Origin of the sequence: Amycolatopsis sp. SID8362, assembly GCF_010550475.1 — a bacterium.
Classification (GTDB): domain Bacteria; phylum Actinomycetota; class Actinomycetes; order Mycobacteriales; family Pseudonocardiaceae; genus Amycolatopsis; species Amycolatopsis eburnea.
Genome location: NZ_JAAGNB010000825.1, coordinates 1 through 16,332, shown reverse-complemented (window position 1 = coordinate 16,332; position 16,332 = coordinate 1). Strand labels below are relative to the sequence as shown.

The window sequence follows — 16,332 nt, the reverse complement described above, 5'->3', positions numbered from 1 at the left end:
CGCGCGTCGAACCAGGCGGCCTGGACCGTCGTCTGGTCGGCCGGGGCGCCGGCGCCGTCGGTGCTGTAGGTCTGGCTGGGCGCCGCGGCGAGGGACACCGCCGTCGCCGGGTGGTGGGTGGCGCGCTCCTGCTCGGCGCGGACGGTCTGCGCCGCGTAGGTGTCGGAGCCGAACGCCGCCGCGAACGGCACGGCCAGGAACGCCCCCGCGATCACCAGGAGCAGCAGGAGGGACTCGAAGCGGTCGCCCGTCCGCGCCAGCGGGTTGCGCCCGGGGTGCAACCGGCGCCGGAACCGGGCGATCCGTCCGCTGGGCCTGCGCATGCGCGACTCACTCCCTCCCAGAAAACGTCATCTCGGTAACAGTGTGCGCGCAGAGGCTTGGCTTTCTCTCGTAAATGGGATGCGGCCCACCTGTGAACCCGTGCACAACCACCCGGTCGCGCTAACTCGCCGCGATCGGCGACCACAGTGCGTGAGCAATCGCGAGCGGACGACCGCCGCTCAGAGCCAGTCGTCCGGCCGGGGCCACGGCATGAGCGCCGCCAGCGCGTCCCGCGCCGGTTCCGTCACCGCGTACCGGCCCCGGTGGAACAGCAGCGGCCGCGCGTCCGACGGCGCGCCCAGCGCCGTGACCCGGCCGATCACGACGTAGTGGTCGCCCGCCTCGTGCACCGCTTCGAGCGCGCAGTCGATCCACGTCAGCGCGCCGTCCAGCAGCGGCGCGCCGGACGGCGCGGGCGTCCAGCCGACCCGGGCGAACTTGTCCTCGCCCCGGGCGCCGAACACCGCGCTGACCTCCTGCTGGTCCTCGGCCAGCACGTTGACCGCGAAGCGGCCCGCCGCGGCCAGCACCGGCCACGTGCGCGAGGTCCGGGCCGGGCAGAACAGCACCAGCGGCGGGTCGAGCGACAACGCCGCGAACGACTGGCAGGCGAACCCGGCGAGGGTGTCGCCGTCGCGGCCGGTGACCACCGTGACGCCGGTGCAGAAGTGCCCGAGCACGCTCCTGAACTCGGTCTGGTCGACCGCCACGGACGTCATGCGCCCGGGGGCCGCGCGCCGACCGAGAAGTCGTGGCCCCACAAGGAAACCGCGGTGCTCTCGCGCGCGATCCAGTTGTCGTCGTCGACTTGCCTGCCTTCGCAGCCGAATTCGACGTCGAAGCCGCCCGGGGTCTTCATGTAGAACGACAGCATCAGGTCGTTGACGTGCCTGCCGAGCGTGGCCGACATCGGCACCTTGCGCCGGATCGCGCGGTCCAGGCACAGGCCGACGTCGTCGGTGTTCTCCACCTCGACCATCAGGTGCACGATCCCGGACGGCGTCGGCATCGGCAGGAACGCGAGGCTGTGGTGGCGCGGGTTGCAGCCGAAGAACCGCAGCCACGCGGGCGGCCCGTCGGCGGGCCGCCCGACCATCTGCGGCGGCAGGCGCATCGAGTCGCGCAACCGGAAGCCGAGGACGTCGCGGTAGAACCGCAGCGACGCCTCGTCGTCCTTTGTGGACAGGACGACGTGCCCGAGGCCCTGCTCGCCGGTGACGAACTTGTGGCCGTACGGGCTGACCACCCGCCGGTGCTGCAGCGCGACGCCGTGGAACACCTCCTGGGTGTTGCCGGACGGGTCGTCGAAGCTGATCAGCTCGTCGACACGGCGGTCGGCCAGCTCGTCGGGCGCGCCTTCCTTGTACGGCACCGACGCACTGTCCAACCGGGACCGGATCTCGGCCAGTTCACCGGCGTTGGCCGCCTCCCAGCCGGTCACCGCCAGGCGGTCCGCGGACCCGGGCGAGATGACCAGGCGGGCGGGGAAGTCGTCCATGCGCAGGTAAAGCGCGTCCGGGTCGGTGCCGCTGCCTTCGACCATGCCGAGCACCTTGAGCCCGTACTCGCGCCACGCGGCCATGTCGGTGGCCTCGATGCGGAGGTAGCCCAGTGACCGGATGCCCATCAGGAACTCCCGAGGAAGTCGAGGGCCAGCCGGTTGAACTCGTCGAACTTCTCCAGCTGGGCCCAGTGCCCGCAGCCGCCGAACACGTGCAGCTGCGCGCGCGGAATCGTCTTCAAGGCCACCAGCGCGCCGTCCAGCGGGTTGACGCGGTCCTCGCGGCCCCAGATCAGGAGCACGCGCTGGCGCAGCCGGTGGGCTTCGCGCCAGAGCATGCCTTCTTCGTAGGTGCCGGGCCGCGCGAACGACATCCCCATCGCCCGCATCGCGGCGAGCGACTCGGGGGTGTTCGCCGCGGCGAAGCGGTCGTCGATCAGCTCGTCGGTGATCAGCCCCTGGTCGTGGACCATGATGCGCAGGAACGCTTCCATGCGCTCCCGGCTCGGCTTGGCCGCGAACTTCCCGAGGTTCTTGACGCCTTCGGTCGGGTCCGGCGCGAACAGGTTGACGCTCAGCCCGCCCGGCCCCATCAGCACCAGCCGCCCGGCGCGCTTGCCGTGGTTCAGCGCCAGCCGGACCGCCGCGCCCCCGCCGAGCGAGTTGCCGACGAAGTGGGCGCGTTCGATGCCCAGGGCGTCCATCAGCCCGACGACGGCGTCCGCGCTGTGCCGGAAGTACTGCAGGTGCTCGGTGGGCTTGTCCGACCGGCCGAAGCCGGGCTGGTCGACGGCGATCGTCCGGTAGTGCTTGGCGAACTCCGGCAGGTTGCGCCCGAAGTTGCTCCACGCCGACGCGCCGGGCCCGCCGCCGTGCAGCAGGATCACCGTCTCGGCGTGTTCGGCGCCGGCTTCGTGGTAGTGCAGCTTCACCGAACCGGCCTGGACGTACTTGCCTTCGGGTGCGGCCATCAGTACATCGCGTTCTCGACGGGGAGCCCGAAGGCGCCGGTGCCGAACATGACGTACGCGCGCTCGGCGTCGTTCGCCGCGTGCACCCGGCCCGCGTGCGCGTCGCGCCAGAAGCGCTGGATCGGCGTGCCGCGCTGGATCGCGCGGCCGCCGGAGTTCTCGAAGAGCCGGTCGATCGCCGCGATCGCGCGTTCGGTGCCGCGCACCTGGTCGCGCCGGACGCGCAGCCGCAGGTCCGCCGGCAGCCGCTCCTCGCGCTTGGCGAGTTCGTACAGCTCCTCGATGTTGCGGGTCAGCTGCAACCAGGCCGCGTCGATCTCGCTGGCGGCCTCGGCGATCCGCACCTTGGCGAACGGGTCCTCTTTGGACTGTTCGCCGGCGTACGCCGCCCGGACGCGCTTGCGCTGGTGCTCGACGTGGGCGTCGTAGGCGCCTTGGGCCATGCCGATGATCGGCGCGGTGATCGTGGACGGGTGCACCGAGCCGTAGGGCAGCCGGTACAGCGGGCCGGGGTTGAGCGCCTGGCCCGGCACCTTGCACTTCGACGTCGCGATGAAGCTGAGCGCCCGGTGCTGCGGGACGAAGACGTCTTCGACGACGATGTCGTTCGAGCCGGTGCCGCGCAGGCCGACGGTGTCCCAGACGTCCACGATGGTGTAGTCCGCGATCGGCAGCAGGTAGGTGCAGAAGTCGACCGGTTTCCCGTCCTTGAAGGCGGGTCCCCCGAGCAGCACCCACGTGCAGTGACCGGAACCGGAGGAGAAGCTCCAGCGGCCGGACAGCCGGTAGCCGCCGTCGACGACCTCGGCCTTGCCCATCGGCGCGTACGACGACGAGATCCGCACGTCCTCGTCTGCACCCCAGACCTCTTGCTGCGCCTGCTGGTCGAACAGCGCCACGTGCCACGGGTGGACGCCGAGGATGGAGGCGACCCAGCCGGTGGACCCGCACGCGCTCGCGATCAGCTTGACCGCGGTGTAGAAGCTCACCGGGTCGGTTTCGAGGCCGCCGAAGGACTTCGGCTGCAGCATCTTGAAGAACCCGGTCTCCTGCAGGGCCTTGACGGACTCCTCGGGGACGTTCCGCGCGTCCTCGGTGTCCTGGGCCCGTTCCCGCAGGACCGGCAGGAGGTCCCGGACCCCGGCGATCACCTGCTCGCTCATGCGCAGTCCTCTCTTTCTCGCTGCGCCAAGACTAGAACACGTTCTCGTTTTTGTCGAGAACACCCTGCGCCAGGGCGCTGTTGATCCCCGCCCTGCGGCCGGAAAACACGCAGTCGGCCAGGGACAGACCGCTCACGTAGGACCTGGAACAGATTCCCACCGCGGTGCGGCCCGCGGCGTACAGGCCCGGGATCGGCGCCCCCGCCGTGTCGCGCACCGCGCCGGTGCCCTCGTCCACCACCAGGCCGCCGAGGGTGAGCATCGGCGTGGGGTACCCCAGGTTGGGCCGGACCGAGATGTCGATGAGCGAGTACGGCGACCGCTCGAGCCGCCGGCGGAACTCATCGGGCTTGCCCACTGGATCGCGGTCCCCGTGGTAGGCCTCGACGCTCGCCCGCAGCCCCTGTGGATCGACGCCGGCCTTGCGAGCGACTTCCTCGACCGTCGCGCCCGTCACGCGGCCGCGGCGCAGCAGGTACCGCAGCTGCAACCCCTGGAACCACTGGCTTTGCGCCTTCGTGTCCCGCCGGGCCTCGGCCACGATCGGCGCGTCGACGAGCAGCCAGCCCTTGCTCCCGTGCTCTTCGATGAGCTTCTCGCCGACCGCGGCGCCGTAGCGGGACTCGTCGATGACCCGCCCGCCCCCGGCGTCGACGATGATCCCGCCGAGGAACGCGCTGGGCGGCGTGATGAACCGCCACGCGGAGATCCGGCCCAGTTCACCGGTCGCGGCCCCGGCCTCGACGCCGAGGCGGATGCCCGAGCCGTTGTCGGCGGACGTGCCGAGCGGCAGCCCGCCGCGGTACTTCGGGGCGTGCTCGCGCACCATGTCGCGGTTCGCGATGAAGCCGCCCGCGGCGAGCACGACCCCGCGCCGGGCGGAAATCCGCAGCTCACGGCCGTGGGCGCGCTCGATCCGTTCGACGCGGCGGTGCAGCGACTTGCGCAGCGAAGGTACGTAGATCCCGGGCTTCGCGGCGTACCGCGCGAGCCGTTGGTGCCGGGCTTTGACTCCCGCGGGCGCGTTCCGCAGCGTGTCCGCGACGAGCCCGGTGACCCGGCCGTCCTCCCGCACGAGGCTCCGGACGTGCGTCTGGGTCAGCACCCGGATCCCGCGCTCGCGCACCGCCTCCGCGAGCCGGGTCATCAGCATCTTCCCCGACGTCCCCGGCCCTTTGACGCGGTGTCCGCGCGGGGCCGGTTTCGCCGCGTCGCGGAAGCCACCGGCGGCCTCGCTGCCGGAGTAGTACAGGTAGTGGGCGTCGCTCGGGTACGACGTCTTGTACGGGCACAGGCTGCCTTCGAACGGCACGCCGTTGCCCTCCAGCCAGGTGATCATCTCGCGGCTGCCGTCGCAGAACCGCCGCAGCGTCTCCTCGGCGACGACGTCCCCGGTCTCGAGCCGCAGGTAGGCATACATCGCGTCGACCGAGTCGTCGACACCCGCGTCCCGCTGCTGGGCGGTCCCGCCGCCCGCGTAGACGACGCCCCCGCTGACCGCGCTGGCGCCCCCACCGGCGAACCGCTCGACGATGACGACGTCGGCGCCCGCGTCGGCCGCTTCGAGGGCCGCGCACGCGCCGGCCGCGCCGAACCCCACGATGATGACGTCCGCGACGAGTTCGTCCATGCTCGCTACCCTAGAACTGAAACACGTTCTCGTCTATGGTGACCGAAAGCGGCTCTCAACTGGATACTCACAACCTGGAACACGTTGCAGGAGAGGTGGCATGACGGAGCAGTTCGACGTCGTCGTGGTCGGCAGTGGCGCCGCCGGGATGACTGCCGCGCTGGCCGCGGCTCACCACGGTCTGAGCGTCGTCGTCCTGGAAAAGGCGGCCTGCTTCGGCGGCTCGACCGCGCGCTCCGGCGGCGGGGTCTGGCTGCCGGGCAACCATGCGCTGCGCGCCGCCGGGATCGACGAACCCCCCGAACGGGCGCGCCAGTACCTGGCCTCGATCGTCGGCGACGTCGTCCCGGCCGTCCGGCGGGACACGTTCCTCGACCACGGGCCCGAGGTGCTGAAGTTCGTCTGCGACCACACGCCGCTGAAGTTCCGGTGGGTCCGCGACTACAGCGACTACCACCCCGAGGCGCCCGGCGGGCGGCCCGGCGGCCGGTCGGTCGAGCCGGCCGCCTTCGACGGCAAGCTGCTCGGCGCCGAGCTGGCCCACCTCGAGCCGCCGTACAGCGCTCCCCCGCTCGGCGTGCCGATCACCCAGGCCGACTACCGCTGGCTGAGCCTCCTCGCGCGGCACCCGCGCGGGAGCGTCCGGCTGCTGTCGCTGGGCCGGCAGTGGCTCGTCGGGAAGCTCCGCGGGCAGCGCCTGCTGAGCATGGGGCAAGCGCTTGCGGCCGGGCTGCGGGTGGGCCTGACCAGGGCGGGTGTCGAAGTGCGGCTGAACACGCCGCTGGTCGACCTGCGGGTGGAAGACGACCGCGTCACCGGCGTCGTGACCCCGGACGGGGTCGTCGGCGCCCGGCGCGGGGTGATCCTCGCCAGCGGCGGCTTCGAGCAGAACCTCGAGATGCGCGAGAAGTACCAGCGCGCGCCGATCGGCGTCGACTGGACCGTCGGCGCGGCCGCCAACACCGGCGACGGCATCACCGCCGGCATCCAGCTCGGCGCGGCGCTCGATCTGATGGACGACGCCTGGTGGGGGCCGTCGCTGCCGCTGACCGGCGGCCCGTGGTTCGCGCTCGCCGAGCGGTCGCGGCCGCGCAGCATCATGGTCGACGCGCGCGGCGAGCGGTTCGTCAACGAGTCCGCGCCCTACGTCGAGGCCGTGCACGCGATGTACGGCGAGGGCGACGGGCCCGGCGAGCACATCCCGACCTGGCTGGTGTTCGACCAGCGCTACAAGGACCGGTACATGTTCACCGGCATCGGGCCGCGCCAGCCGCTGCCCGGCCGCTGGTTCAAGGCCGGGATCGCGGCGAAGTCGGCGACGCTGGCCGGGCTGGCGGCGAAGATCGAGGTGCCCGCCGACGCGCTCGAAGCGACCGTCCAGCGGTTCAACGGCTTCGCGCGCAACGGCGTCGACGAGGACTTCCACCGCGGCGTCAGCAAGTACGACCACTACTACGGCGACCCGCGCAACAAGCCCAACCCCAGCCTCGGCCCGCTCGACAAAGCGCCGTACTACGCGGTCAAGATCGTGCCGGGCGACCTGGGCACCAAGGGCGGGCTGCGCACCGACGAACACGCGCGCGTGCTGCGCGAGGACGGCTCGGTGGTGCCCGGGCTGTCCGCCGCGGGCAACGTCAGCGCGGCCGTGATGGGCCGGACCTACGCCGGGCCGGGCGCGACCATCGGCCCGGCCATGGTGTTCGGCTACCTTGCGGCGACGCGGCTGGCCAACGAAGATCAGGGCACCACGGGAGGCGAGCGATGACGCAGGAGTCCGTACGCACGATCTACGCCGGTGAGCCGCCGGCCCGGTTCGCCCGCGGCTGGCACTGCCTCGGCCTGGCCGAGCGGTTCCGCGACGGGAAACCCCACGCGGTCACGGCGTTCGGCACGAAGCTCGTCGTGTTCGCCGACTCTCACGGAGAGTTGAACGTCCTCGACGGCTACTGCCGGCACATGGGCGGCGACCTCACCCAGGGCAGCGTCAAGGGCGACGAGGTCGCCTGCCCGTTCCACGACTGGCGCTGGAACGGCAAGGGCAAGTGCGTCTCGATCCCCTACGCCAAGCGGGTTCCGCTGCGCGCGCGGACGCGGTCGTGGACGACGGTGGAGCAGAACGGCCAGCTGATGCTCTGGCACGACCCCGAAGGCAACCCGCCGCCGGAAGAGCTGGCGATCCCCCGCATCGAGGCCGCCTACAGCGACGAGTGGAGCAACTGGACCTGGGACGAGATCTTCATCGACGGCTCCAACTGCCGGGAGATCATCGACAACGTCGTCGACATGGCCCACTTCTTCTACATCCACTACGCCTACCCGACGTACTTCAAGAACGTCTTCGAAGGCCACATCGCCACGCAGTACCTCAACACCAAGGGCCGCCCGGACATGGGCATGGCCTCGAACTACGGCGGCGAGGACAACCTGCTGCGCTCGGAGGCGTCGTACTTCGGGCCGTCCTACATGATCAACAAGCTGGTGAACTCGTTCCAGGGCTACGAAATCGAGAGCGTGCTCATCAACTGCCACTACCCCGTGACGCCGACGTCGTTCGTGCTGCAGTACGGCATGAAGGTGAAGAAGCAGCACGGGCTCACCGACGAGCACGCGGACAAGATCGCCGCGAAGCTGGCCCGCGGGATCGGCGCCGGGTTCCTGCAGGACGTCGAGATCTGGAAGCACAAGACGCAGATCGACAACCCGCTGCTGTGCGAAGAGGACGGTCCGGTCTACCAGCTTCGCCGGTGGTACCAGCAGTTCTACGTCGACGCGGCCGACGTCACCGAGGACATGACCCGGCGCTTCGAGTTCGAAGTGGACACTTCGAAGGCGAACGAGGCGTGGGCGGCCGAGGTGGCGGAGAACCTGGCGCGCCGGAAGACCGAGGCGGAAGTGTGACCACCGCCGAGCAGACCGAGTTCCTCTCGGGCGGGCTGCGGCCGCACGAATGCCGCAGCTGCGGGACGTGCGTGCTGGTGAAGAAGAACAGCATCCAGCACACGAGCATCCAGTGGACGTCCCGGCCCGCCGAGACGTGCCCGGTGTTCGCCGGCGCGGAAGGTCCGTCGGCGTTGCTCGACACGTGCCCGAAGCTGGCCGACAGCATCGGCGACGCCGTGCGCGAGGGCACGCTGGCGGTGGCCGATGGCTGAGCGGGTCTACACGTTGACCGTCGCCGACGTCGTCGTCGAGACACCGGACGCGCGGTCGGTGGTCTTCGAGATCCCGCCCGAGCACGCTTCGGCCTTCTCCTACCGGGCCGGGCAGTTCCTGACGTTGAAGATCCCGAGCGACCGGACCGGTTCGGTGGCGCGGTGCTACTCGCTCTCGAGCGCGCCGCACGAGAACCGCGTGCAGGTGACGGTCAAGCGCACCGACGGCGGGTACGGGTCGAGCTGGGTGTGCTCGACGCTGGAGCCGGGGATGCAGGTGGACGTGCTCGCGCCCGCGGGCGTGTTCTGCCCGGCGTCGGTGGACGAGGACTTCCTGCTCTTCGCCGGCGGCAGCGGCATCACGCCGGTGATGGCGATCCTGAAAACGGCGCTGGAGACCGGATCCGGCCGCGTCGTGCTGGTCTACGCGAACCGTGACGAGAATTCCGTGATCTTCGCGGGCGAGCTGGCGTCGCTGGCGAAGCGGTACGGCGACCGCTTGGTCGTCGTGCACTGGCTGGAGAGCGTCCAGGGTCTGCCGGACGTCTCACAGCTGCGCGGGCTGGCGTCGGCATATACCTCGCACGAGGCGTTCCTGTGCGGGCCGGCGCCGTTCATGGCGGCCGTGCGGGAGGCGCTCGGGCAGCTCGGCGTGCCCCGGGAACGGGTGCACGTCGAGAAGTTCACGTCGCTCACCGGGAACCCGTTCGAAGAAGCCCCCGCCGAGGAGGCCCCGGAGTCGGACGACGCACCGACGTCGCTGACGGTTTCGCTGGACGGTTCGACGCGGACGATGTCCTGGCCGCGGCAGCGCAAGCTCCTCGACCACCTGCTGGACGCGGGCATGGACGCGCCGTACTCCTGCCGCGAGGGACAATGCAGCGCGTGCGCGTGCCGGGTCGTCTCGGGCGAGGTGAAGATGCTGCACAACGAGGTCCTCGACGCCGAGGACATGGCGGACGGCATCGTGCTGGCCTGCCAGTCGCTCCCGGTCACCGACGACGTCTCGATCAGCTACGAATAGGAGCCCGCGTGCCCATCAACCCCGACGTCGCGATCGGCGCCGAGATCGGCGAGGTGAGCTTCGCCTGGACGTCGTCGGACGTGCTGCTGTACCACCTGGCGCTGGGTGCGGGGCCCGACGAGCTGCGCTACACCTACGAGCGGGACCTGGTGGTGCTGCCGACGTTCGCGACGGTCGCGGCCAACCTGCGCGTGTTCGACCCGCCGGCGGTGTCGTTCCCCGGCGTGGAGATCGACCTGGCGAAGGTGCTGCACGGCAAGCAGGAGATCACCCTGCACGGGCCGATCCCGGCGTCCGGCAAGGCGGTGGCCCGCTCGCGCGTCGCGGACGTGTACGACAAGGGCAAGGCCGCGGTGGTCGTCCAGGAGGTCGCGGTCACGTCGTCGGCCGGCGATCCATTGTGGACGGCCCGGTCGAGCATCTTCGCCCGCGGCGAAGGCGGGTTCGGCGGCTCGCGAGGACCGTCGGACCGCGTGGAATGGCCTTCTCGTGAACCCGACGTCGTGCTCGAGACGCCGACGCTGCCCCAGCAGGCGCTGCTGTACCGGCTGTGCGGCGACCGCAACCCGCTGCACGCGGACCCCGAGTTCGCCCGGGCGGCCGGCTTCGACCGGCCGATCCTGCACGGGCTGTGCACGTACGGGATCGTCGCGCGGGTGCTGGTGAACGAGTTCCTCGACGGCGACCCGGCCCGCGTGGCATCGTTCGCGACGAAGTTCGCCGGCGTGGTCTTCCCCGGCGAGACGCTGCGGATCCGGGTGTGGCGCGAGGACGGCAGGCTGCTGGTGACGACGTCGGCGGCCGACCGCGACGACGCCCCGGTGCTGGCGGACACGGTGCTGTCCACGCTCTGAACCCCGCCCGCGCGCCCGCTACCGTGGAGGGGAGCGACTCGGGAGGACGGAACGCGATGCCGGAATACTTCGTGGTGCGGGGAACGGTCGAATCGGGCGACAAGCGCGGCCGTGAGCTGGGCTTTCCCACGGCCAACATCGCCCTGCGCGACCAGGACGGCTCCCTGGGCGACGGCGTCTGGGCGGGCTGGGTCCGCCGCGCCGACGGCACCCACCTCCCGGCCGCGGTCTCGGTCGGCCGCCGCCCGACGTACTACGGCGCGGACGGCTACCGCCTGCTGGAGGCCCACCTGCTCGACTTCACCGGCGACCTCTACGGCGAGACGCTCGTGGTGTGGCTCGGATCTCACCTGCGCGACCAGGAGAAGTACTCCTCGGCGGAGGACCTGATCACGGCGCTGAAGAACGACATCGCGACGGCGACCCAGTGGACCCTCGCGCACCCCGCCGCCTCGCTCCCCGAGCCGGGCGAAAGCCCCCTCGGCGAAGTCCGCCGCCTCACCACCTGACCGCCCCGCCCGGCCGGCCTGGACGACGTGAATGACTCATTCATGTCGTCTGGCGACATGAATGAGTCATTCACTACATCCGGGCCCAGGGCGCCGGAAAAGTCGGGCAGCACGGCCGATCCGCCCAGCCGCGACGCCGGGCAGACCACGCGGCCAGCCTGCGACCGTCACCCACTCGCCGCCGCGACTTTGCCGGGACCCCGACATCCGGGCCGGGGTGTCAGAGGGCCGAGGCGAGGAGCAGGTAGCCCATGCCGGCACCCATCGCCGCCCGGCAGAGCGCGCGCGAAGTGTGCCCGGAGCCGGCCGCCGCGGCCGCACCGCGGGCCGGGCGGGAGGCCGGCCCGCGGACCACCAGGACTCCCGTGCGGGCCGCATCGACCACGAAGTACCCGGCCGCCGCCACCGCGAGCAGGGGCAGGGCCAGCCGGGCGTCCATTGTGGACATCGTCAGCCACGGGCCGTGCGTGCTCGCGTGGGGCATCGCCGTCACCATGTAGAACATCGCCGCCGCCGACAGGGCGTGGTGGGCGCAGGAGCGGTCCCGCCACCAGGCCACCGCGAACCAGCCCGCCGTCAGCACCAGCACCGCCTGCCAGCCCGCCGCCGGGATCGGGCCGCCGACCGGGGAGACCATCGCCACCATCGCCACGACCAGCAGCAGCTCGGCCAGGTCGCCGTGGCGGACGCCGTGGCCCAGCCGCGAGTAGTCGAGGCGGACCAGCCGCAGCACGCACGGCAGCGCCAGCGCCGCGAACGCGGCCGTGAGCGCCCAGTCGACGACCATCGCCAGTCGGCCTCACTCTCCGTCGCGGGTGGTGTCTCCACCGTGACACCCGCGACGGCCGCGCACCAGCCGTCAATGAGGTGACGCCTCAGTCACCCGTCAGGATGAGTCCGCTCGTCGGCACGCCCGTCCCCGCCGTGACCAGCACCCGGGCCGCGCCGGTGACCTGGTTGACCGCCGTGCCGCGGATCTGCCGGACGCCTTCCGCGATGCCGTTCATGCCGTGGATGTAGGCCTCGCCGAGCTGGCCGCCGTGCGGATTGAGCGGCAGCGAACCGTCGAGCTCCAGCGCGCCACCGGCGATGAAGTCCTTCGCTTCGCCGCGGCCGCAGAAGCCGAGCTCCTCCAGCTGCATCAGGACGTACGGCGTGAAGTGGTCGTACAGCACCGCGACGTCCACATCGGACGGTCGCAGCCCGGACTGGCCCCACAGCTGCCGCCCGACGACACCCATCTCGGGCAGCGCGGCCAGGTCGTCGCGGTAGTAGCTGGTCATCACGTACTGGTCCGGCCCGCTCCCCTGCGCCGCCGCGGTGATCACCGCCGGCGCCTGCGCCAGGTCGCGGGCCCGCTCGACACTGGTGACGACCAGCGCGACCCCGCCGTCGCTCTCCTGGCAGCAGTCGAGCAGGTGCAGCGGCTCGGCCACCCAGCGCGACGCCTGGTGCTCCTCGAGAGTGATCGGCCGTTCGTGGAACCACGCGTTCGGGTTGGTCGCCGCGTGCTTGCGGTCGAGCACCGCGACGCGGCCGAAGTCCTCGCTCGTCGCGCCGTAGTCGTGCAGGTAGCGCTGCGCCACCATGGCCACCGTCGCCGCGGGGGTCGCGATGCCCATCGGGTAGTGGAACGCGTTGTCCACCCCGGACGAGTTCACCTGCCCGGCCGCGGCCGACGAGACCTGCCCGAACCGCATCCCCGACCGTTCGTTGAACGCCCGGTACGCGACGACGACGTCCGCGACGCCGGTCGCCACCGCCATCGCGGCCTGCTGCACGGTCGCCGCGGCCGCGCCACCGCCATAGTGGATGCGGCTGAAGAACTTCAGTTCGGGGATGCCGAGTTCGCGGGCCACGGCGATTTCGGCGTTGCCGTCCATGGTGAACGACACCAGTCCGTCCACATCGGACGGCGACAGCCCGGCGTCGGCGAGTGCGTGGGAGATGCATTCGGCCGCCAGCCGCAGTTCGCTGCGCCCGGAGTCCTTCGAGAACTCCGTCGCGCCGATGCCGGCGATGGCCGCCTTGCCCGTGAGTTTCACGGCAGGGTCACCTCCACGGTGCCGGCGACGTGCTCGCCGAGTGAGTCCACTCCGGACACCGCCACGACGACGTCGTTGCCGTCGGCGGACACCACGCGGCCGGTGAAGGTCAGGGTGTCGTAGGCGTAGCAGGGCACGCCGAGCCGGATCTTGACCGACCGGATGAGCGCCTCCGGCCCGGCCCAGTCCGAGACGAACCGCTGCACCAGCCCGGTGTCGGTGAGGATGTTGAGGAAGATGTCCTTCGAGCCGCGCGCCACCGCGGCGTCCCGGTCGTGGTGCACGTCCTGGAAGTCGCGGGTGGCGATCGCGGTGCTGACGACGAACGTCGGCGTCGCCTCGATCGTCAGCGGCGGCAGTTCGGTTCCTTCGGCGACGGTCATCGGGCCACCTTCCACGCGGGCAGGGTCAGGTCGTCGTCGACGCGGACGAACGCGGCGGTCACCGGCAGTCCGATGTGGACTTCCTCCGGCGCGGCGTCCAGGAGTTCGGCCATCACGCGGACCCCTTCTTCCAGCTCCACCAGTGCCACGACGAACGGGAGGTCCTTGCCCGGCACGGGCGGGTGGTGGTGCACGACGTAGGAGAACACCGTCCCGCGGCCGCTCGCGACGACGTAGTCCGGCTTGGTGTCCAGCGCGCCGTCCGGCGGCATCGGCCCGGGCGGGTGCCGCAGCGTCTCGCCCCAGCGCTGGATGCGCAGCTCGCCCTGGCGAAGGCCTTCCCAGAAGAACTCGGTGTCCCGGCTGATCACCGGCCGCAGCACCGGCGCCGCCGGCGGTTTCGGCGCGGGCGGCCGGAACTTGAGGACGCGGAACATCATCTCCGCGACGGCCTCACCCTCGACGTACCAGGTCATCCGCGTGGTGACGAACCAGCCTTCGCCGAGCGCGGTCTTCTTCGGCCCGACGACGTCCTCGAGCTTCGTCCGGGCCTCGACCTGCTCGCCCGGCCGCAGGTAGCGGTGGTAGGTCTGCTCGGAGTTCGTCGCGACGACGGAGGTGAACCCGGCTTCGTCGAGCAGTTCCATCATCAGCCCGAGCGGGTCGTCGCTCCCGCGCGGGACGTTCAGGCCGCCCATGGTCCACACCTGCGCCATCGCCGGCGGCGCGACCAGTCCCTTGTGGACGCTCGCGGCGGCGAACTCCGGGTCGGTGTACACGGGGTTGGTGTCCCCGATGGCTTCGACCCAGTTGTTGACCATGGCCTGGTTGACCGGGTCCCGGGCCAGGCGCGGCGCACATTCCCCGCGCGCGGCGATCTCTTCGGCGGCTTCCCGGATGGTCATCGCGGCACCCTCGGCAGACCCAGGCCGATCGAGGCGATCAGCTCCCGTTGGATTTCGCTGACGCCGCCCCCGAACGTCAGCACGATGTTGCGCTTGGCGGAGACGTCCAGCCAGTCGGCCAGCTCGGCGGTGTCCGGGTCGGCCGGATCGCCGTGGCGGGCGACGAGCTCTTCGAGGTTCCGGCCGATCCGCTGGATCGCCTCGGAGCTGAACACCTTGGTCGCCGACGCGTCCCCGACGCCGACCGGCGCGGTCGCCGAGGACACCGCGACCTGCCAGTTCAGCAGCTCGTTCACCCGCGTCACCGCCATCGCCTCGGCCAGCACGGCCCGCACGTCGGCGAGGCCGAGCAGGTCGTGGGCGGCGGCCCAGGCGCGCACGCGGTCGTACATCCCGCCGATGCGCCCGGCCGGCCCGAGCATGACGCGCTCGTGGTTGAGCTGCGTCGTGATCAGCCGCCAGCCTTCGTTTTCCTTGCCCACCAAGCGGTTCACCGGCACGCGGACGTCCGAATAGTACGTCGCGTTGACGTGGTGAGCGCCGTCGCAGGTGATGATCGGCGTCCACGAATAGCCCGGGTCGCTCGTGTCCATGATGAGGATCGAGATGCCCTTGTGCCGCGGCGCGTCGGGCGCGGTCCGGACGGCGAGCCAGATGTAGTCGGCGTCGTGCCCGCCGGTGGTGAAGATCTTCTGGCCGTTGACGACGTATTCGTCGCCGTCGCGCACCGCCGTCGTCCGCAGCGCCGCGAGGTCGGTGCCCGCCTCCGGCTCGGTGTAGCCGATCGCGAAGTGGATCTCTCCGGCCAGGATCTTCGGCAGGAAGAAGGACTTCTGCTCGTCGGTGCCGAACTGCTGCAGCGTCGGCCCGACGGTCTGCAGCGTCACCGACGGCAGCTGGACGTCGGCGCGCGCGGCCTCGTCGACGAACAGGTGCTGCTCGATCTCGCCGAAGCCCTGCCCGCCGTACTCTTCCGGCCAGCCGACGCCGAGCCACCCGTCGCGGCCCATCCGGCGGACGATCTCGCGGAACACCGGCCCGTGCCGCTCGCGCCGCATCTCCCGGCGTTCCTCGGGGCTGATCAGCCCGGCGAAGTACTCCCGCAGCTCCGCGCGCAGGTCCTTCTGCGCCGCGGTCAGTTCGACGTGCATTTCGCTCACCCCGCCACTCGTTCGCCGAGCCTGCCGAGCCGGTGCGCGGCGCCGCCGAGCGCCCGGCCGAGGTCCTTGACCGCCGACGAATACCGGTGCAGCGGGTAGGTTTCGTCGACGCCGACGCCGCCGTGCAGGTGGTGGCAGGTCGCGAGTGCCTTCGGGGCCTCCTCGGCGAGCCAGTACGCGGCGACGTCGAGTTCGGCGTCCGCGTCGAGCCCGGCGGCCAGCCGCCACACCGCGGACGTCACGGCGAGGTGCACGGTCCGCGCGGCGACGTAGACGTCGGCGATCTGGCCCGCCACCGCCTGGAACGTCGCCAGCGGCCGGCCGAACTGGGTGCGTTCGCCGACGTGCTTGACGGTGAGCGCGAGCGCGCCGGCCAGCAGCCCGTCGCCGAGCGCGAGCGCGCCGGCCAGCGCGAACCGGTGCAGCGTCGCGACCGCGCCCCGGTCGAAGAGGAGGTCGGTCTCCTCGACGGCGACGTCGTCGAGCCGCACGGTGCACTCCGGCGTCCCGGCCGAGTTCCGCGTCGGGACGAGCGTGACGCCCTCGGCGTGCGGGTCGGCCAGGTAGACGGCGGTGCCGTGCGCGGTGGTCACCGGCGTGAGGATCCGGGCGGCTTCGGCGGCGTACGGGACGGCGGTCTTCACGCCGCTGAGCAGCCACTTCCCGTTCGCGGCGCGCGCGGTGGCGGCGGGCTCGGCGGTCAGCGGCGCG

General features: G+C 71.5%; 17 protein-coding genes and 1 pseudogene. 6 read left to right on the top strand and 12 right to left on the bottom strand.

Annotated elements, in window-relative coordinates; all coding sequences use genetic code 11:
- From G3I65_RS25510 to G3I65_RS25485, 6 genes and pseudogenes are all read right to left on the bottom strand, one after another.
- Positions 1–323, bottom strand: a pseudogene (locus G3I65_RS25510) (hypothetical protein); the annotation flags it as partial.
- Positions 324–503: 180 nt separating this feature from the next.
- Positions 504–1,043 carry a 3-hydroxy-9,10-secoandrosta-1,3,5(10)-triene-9,17-dione monooxygenase reductase subunit gene (gene hsaB / locus G3I65_RS25505; protein ID WP_160698353.1) on the bottom strand — a complete coding sequence of 180 codons (540 nt, stop codon included), beginning with the start codon at positions 1,041–1,043 and terminating at the stop codon, positions 504–506.
- On the bottom strand, positions 1,040–1,951 hold the full coding sequence (gene hsaC / locus G3I65_RS25500) for an iron-dependent extradiol dioxygenase HsaC (RefSeq protein ID WP_160698352.1): 912 nt from the start codon (positions 1,949–1,951) through the stop codon (positions 1,040–1,042). The genes hsaB and hsaC overlap by 4 nt, the downstream gene beginning before the upstream one ends.
- On the bottom strand, positions 1,951–2,796 hold the full coding sequence (gene hsaD / locus G3I65_RS25495; protein WP_160698351.1) for a 4,5:9,10-diseco-3-hydroxy-5,9,17-trioxoandrosta-1(10),2-diene-4-oate hydrolase: 846 nt from the start codon (positions 2,794–2,796) through the stop codon (positions 1,951–1,953). The genes hsaC and hsaD overlap by 1 nt, the downstream gene beginning before the upstream one ends.
- The gene (gene hsaA, locus G3I65_RS25490) at positions 2,796–3,959 is read right to left on the bottom strand and encodes a 3-hydroxy-9,10-secoandrosta-1,3,5(10)-triene-9,17-dione monooxygenase oxygenase subunit (protein ID WP_160698350.1); all 1,164 of its coding nucleotides are present in this window, start codon (positions 3,957–3,959) and stop codon (positions 2,796–2,798) included. The genes hsaD and hsaA overlap by 1 nt, the downstream gene beginning before the upstream one ends.
- Before the next feature lie 31 nt (positions 3,960–3,990).
- Positions 3,991–5,589, bottom strand: a complete 1,599-nt coding sequence (locus G3I65_RS25485) for an FAD-binding protein (RefSeq protein ID WP_160698349.1) — start codon at positions 5,587–5,589, stop codon at positions 3,991–3,993.
- A gap of 100 nt (positions 5,590–5,689) precedes the next feature.
- Here G3I65_RS25485 and kstD point away from each other — a divergent pair, with 100 nt between their 5' ends.
- From kstD to G3I65_RS25455, 6 genes are read left to right on the top strand one after another with little or no spacing between them, the layout of a single operon-like run.
- Complete coding sequence (gene kstD, locus G3I65_RS25480) at positions 5,690–7,354, top strand: 3-oxosteroid 1-dehydrogenase (RefSeq protein WP_160698348.1); 1,665 nt, start codon at positions 5,690–5,692, stop codon at positions 7,352–7,354.
- Complete coding sequence (locus G3I65_RS25475) at positions 7,351–8,487, top strand: Rieske 2Fe-2S domain-containing protein (RefSeq protein ID WP_160698347.1); 1,137 nt, start codon at positions 7,351–7,353, stop codon at positions 8,485–8,487. The genes kstD and G3I65_RS25475 overlap by 4 nt, the downstream gene beginning before the upstream one ends.
- A complete protein-coding gene (locus tag G3I65_RS25470; protein ID WP_160698346.1) occupies positions 8,484–8,741 on the top strand; it encodes a hypothetical protein in 258 nt (85 codons plus the stop codon). The genes G3I65_RS25475 and G3I65_RS25470 overlap by 4 nt, the downstream gene beginning before the upstream one ends.
- A complete protein-coding gene (locus G3I65_RS25465; protein WP_160698345.1) occupies positions 8,734–9,765 on the top strand; it encodes a ferredoxin--NADP reductase in 1,032 nt (343 codons plus the stop codon). The genes G3I65_RS25470 and G3I65_RS25465 overlap by 8 nt, the downstream gene beginning before the upstream one ends.
- An 8-nt stretch (positions 9,766–9,773) precedes the next feature.
- Positions 9,774–10,619, top strand: a complete 846-nt coding sequence (locus tag G3I65_RS25460; RefSeq protein WP_160698344.1) for a MaoC/PaaZ C-terminal domain-containing protein — start codon at positions 9,774–9,776, stop codon at positions 10,617–10,619.
- Positions 10,620–10,675: 56 nt separating this feature from the next.
- Positions 10,676–11,128 carry a riboflavin kinase gene (locus tag G3I65_RS25455; protein ID WP_160698343.1) on the top strand — a complete coding sequence of 151 codons (453 nt, stop codon included), beginning with the start codon at positions 10,676–10,678 and terminating at the stop codon, positions 11,126–11,128.
- 220 nt (positions 11,129–11,348) lie between these two features.
- Here G3I65_RS25455 and G3I65_RS25450 read toward each other — a convergent pair whose 3' ends face one another.
- From G3I65_RS25450 to G3I65_RS25425, 6 genes are all read right to left on the bottom strand, one after another.
- Positions 11,349–11,915, bottom strand: coding sequence for a DUF5134 domain-containing protein (locus tag G3I65_RS25450; protein WP_160698342.1), 567 nt, complete (start codon positions 11,913–11,915; stop codon positions 11,349–11,351).
- An 88-nt stretch (positions 11,916–12,003) separates the two neighbouring features.
- Positions 12,004–13,173: a lipid-transfer protein gene (locus G3I65_RS25445; RefSeq protein WP_160698341.1), complete on the bottom strand. Its 1,170-nt coding sequence runs from the start codon at positions 13,171–13,173 to the stop codon at positions 12,004–12,006.
- A complete protein-coding gene (locus tag G3I65_RS25440) occupies positions 13,170–13,556 on the bottom strand; it encodes a MaoC family dehydratase (RefSeq protein WP_125315671.1) in 387 nt (128 codons plus the stop codon). The genes G3I65_RS25445 and G3I65_RS25440 overlap by 4 nt, the downstream gene beginning before the upstream one ends.
- Positions 13,553–14,461 carry a bifunctional MaoC family dehydratase N-terminal/OB-fold nucleic acid binding domain-containing protein gene (locus G3I65_RS25435; RefSeq protein WP_160698340.1) on the bottom strand — a complete coding sequence of 303 codons (909 nt, stop codon included), beginning with the start codon at positions 14,459–14,461 and terminating at the stop codon, positions 13,553–13,555. The genes G3I65_RS25440 and G3I65_RS25435 overlap by 4 nt, the downstream gene beginning before the upstream one ends.
- Positions 14,458–15,612, bottom strand: a complete 1,155-nt coding sequence (locus G3I65_RS25430; RefSeq protein ID WP_163046751.1) for an acyl-CoA dehydrogenase family protein — start codon at positions 15,610–15,612, stop codon at positions 14,458–14,460. Before G3I65_RS25430 ends, G3I65_RS25435 begins: the two co-directional genes overlap by 4 nt.
- A 5-nt stretch (positions 15,613–15,617) precedes the next feature.
- The coding region (locus tag G3I65_RS25425; RefSeq protein WP_160698338.1) for an acyl-CoA dehydrogenase family protein at positions 15,618–16,332 on the bottom strand (715 nt) is incomplete at its 5' end.

Coding starts and splice junctions, on each gene's coding strand:
- hsaA (WP_160698350.1), bottom strand. CDS start 3,959: ATGAGCGAGCAGGTGATCGCCGGGGTCCGGGACCTCCTGCCGGTCCTG.
- G3I65_RS25475 (WP_160698347.1), top strand. CDS start 7,351: ATGACGCAGGAGTCCGTACGCACGATCTACGCCGGTGAGCCGCCGGCC.
- G3I65_RS25450 (WP_160698342.1), bottom strand. CDS start 11,915: ATGGTCGTCGACTGGGCGCTCACGGCCGCGTTCGCGGCGCTGGCGCTG.
- hsaB (WP_160698353.1), bottom strand. CDS start 1,043: ATGACGTCCGTGGCGGTCGACCAGACCGAGTTCAGGAGCGTGCTCGGG.
- G3I65_RS25430 (WP_163046751.1), bottom strand. CDS start 15,612: ATGCACGTCGAACTGACCGCGGCGCAGAAGGACCTGCGCGCGGAGCTG.
- G3I65_RS25440 (WP_125315671.1), bottom strand. CDS start 13,556: ATGACCGTCGCCGAAGGAACCGAACTGCCGCCGCTGACGATCGAGGCG.
- G3I65_RS25435 (WP_160698340.1), bottom strand. CDS start 14,461: ATGACCATCCGGGAAGCCGCCGAAGAGATCGCCGCGCGCGGGGAATGT.
- G3I65_RS25485 (WP_160698349.1), bottom strand. CDS start 5,589: ATGGACGAACTCGTCGCGGACGTCATCATCGTGGGGTTCGGCGCGGCC.
- hsaD (WP_160698351.1), bottom strand. CDS start 2,796: ATGGCCGCACCCGAAGGCAAGTACGTCCAGGCCGGTTCGGTGAAGCTG.
- kstD (WP_160698348.1), top strand. CDS start 5,690: ATGACGGAGCAGTTCGACGTCGTCGTGGTCGGCAGTGGCGCCGCCGGG.
- G3I65_RS25455 (WP_160698343.1), top strand. CDS start 10,676: ATGCCGGAATACTTCGTGGTGCGGGGAACGGTCGAATCGGGCGACAAG.
- hsaC (WP_160698352.1), bottom strand. CDS start 1,951: ATGGGCATCCGGTCACTGGGCTACCTCCGCATCGAGGCCACCGACATG.
- G3I65_RS25465 (WP_160698345.1), top strand. CDS start 8,734: ATGGCTGAGCGGGTCTACACGTTGACCGTCGCCGACGTCGTCGTCGAG.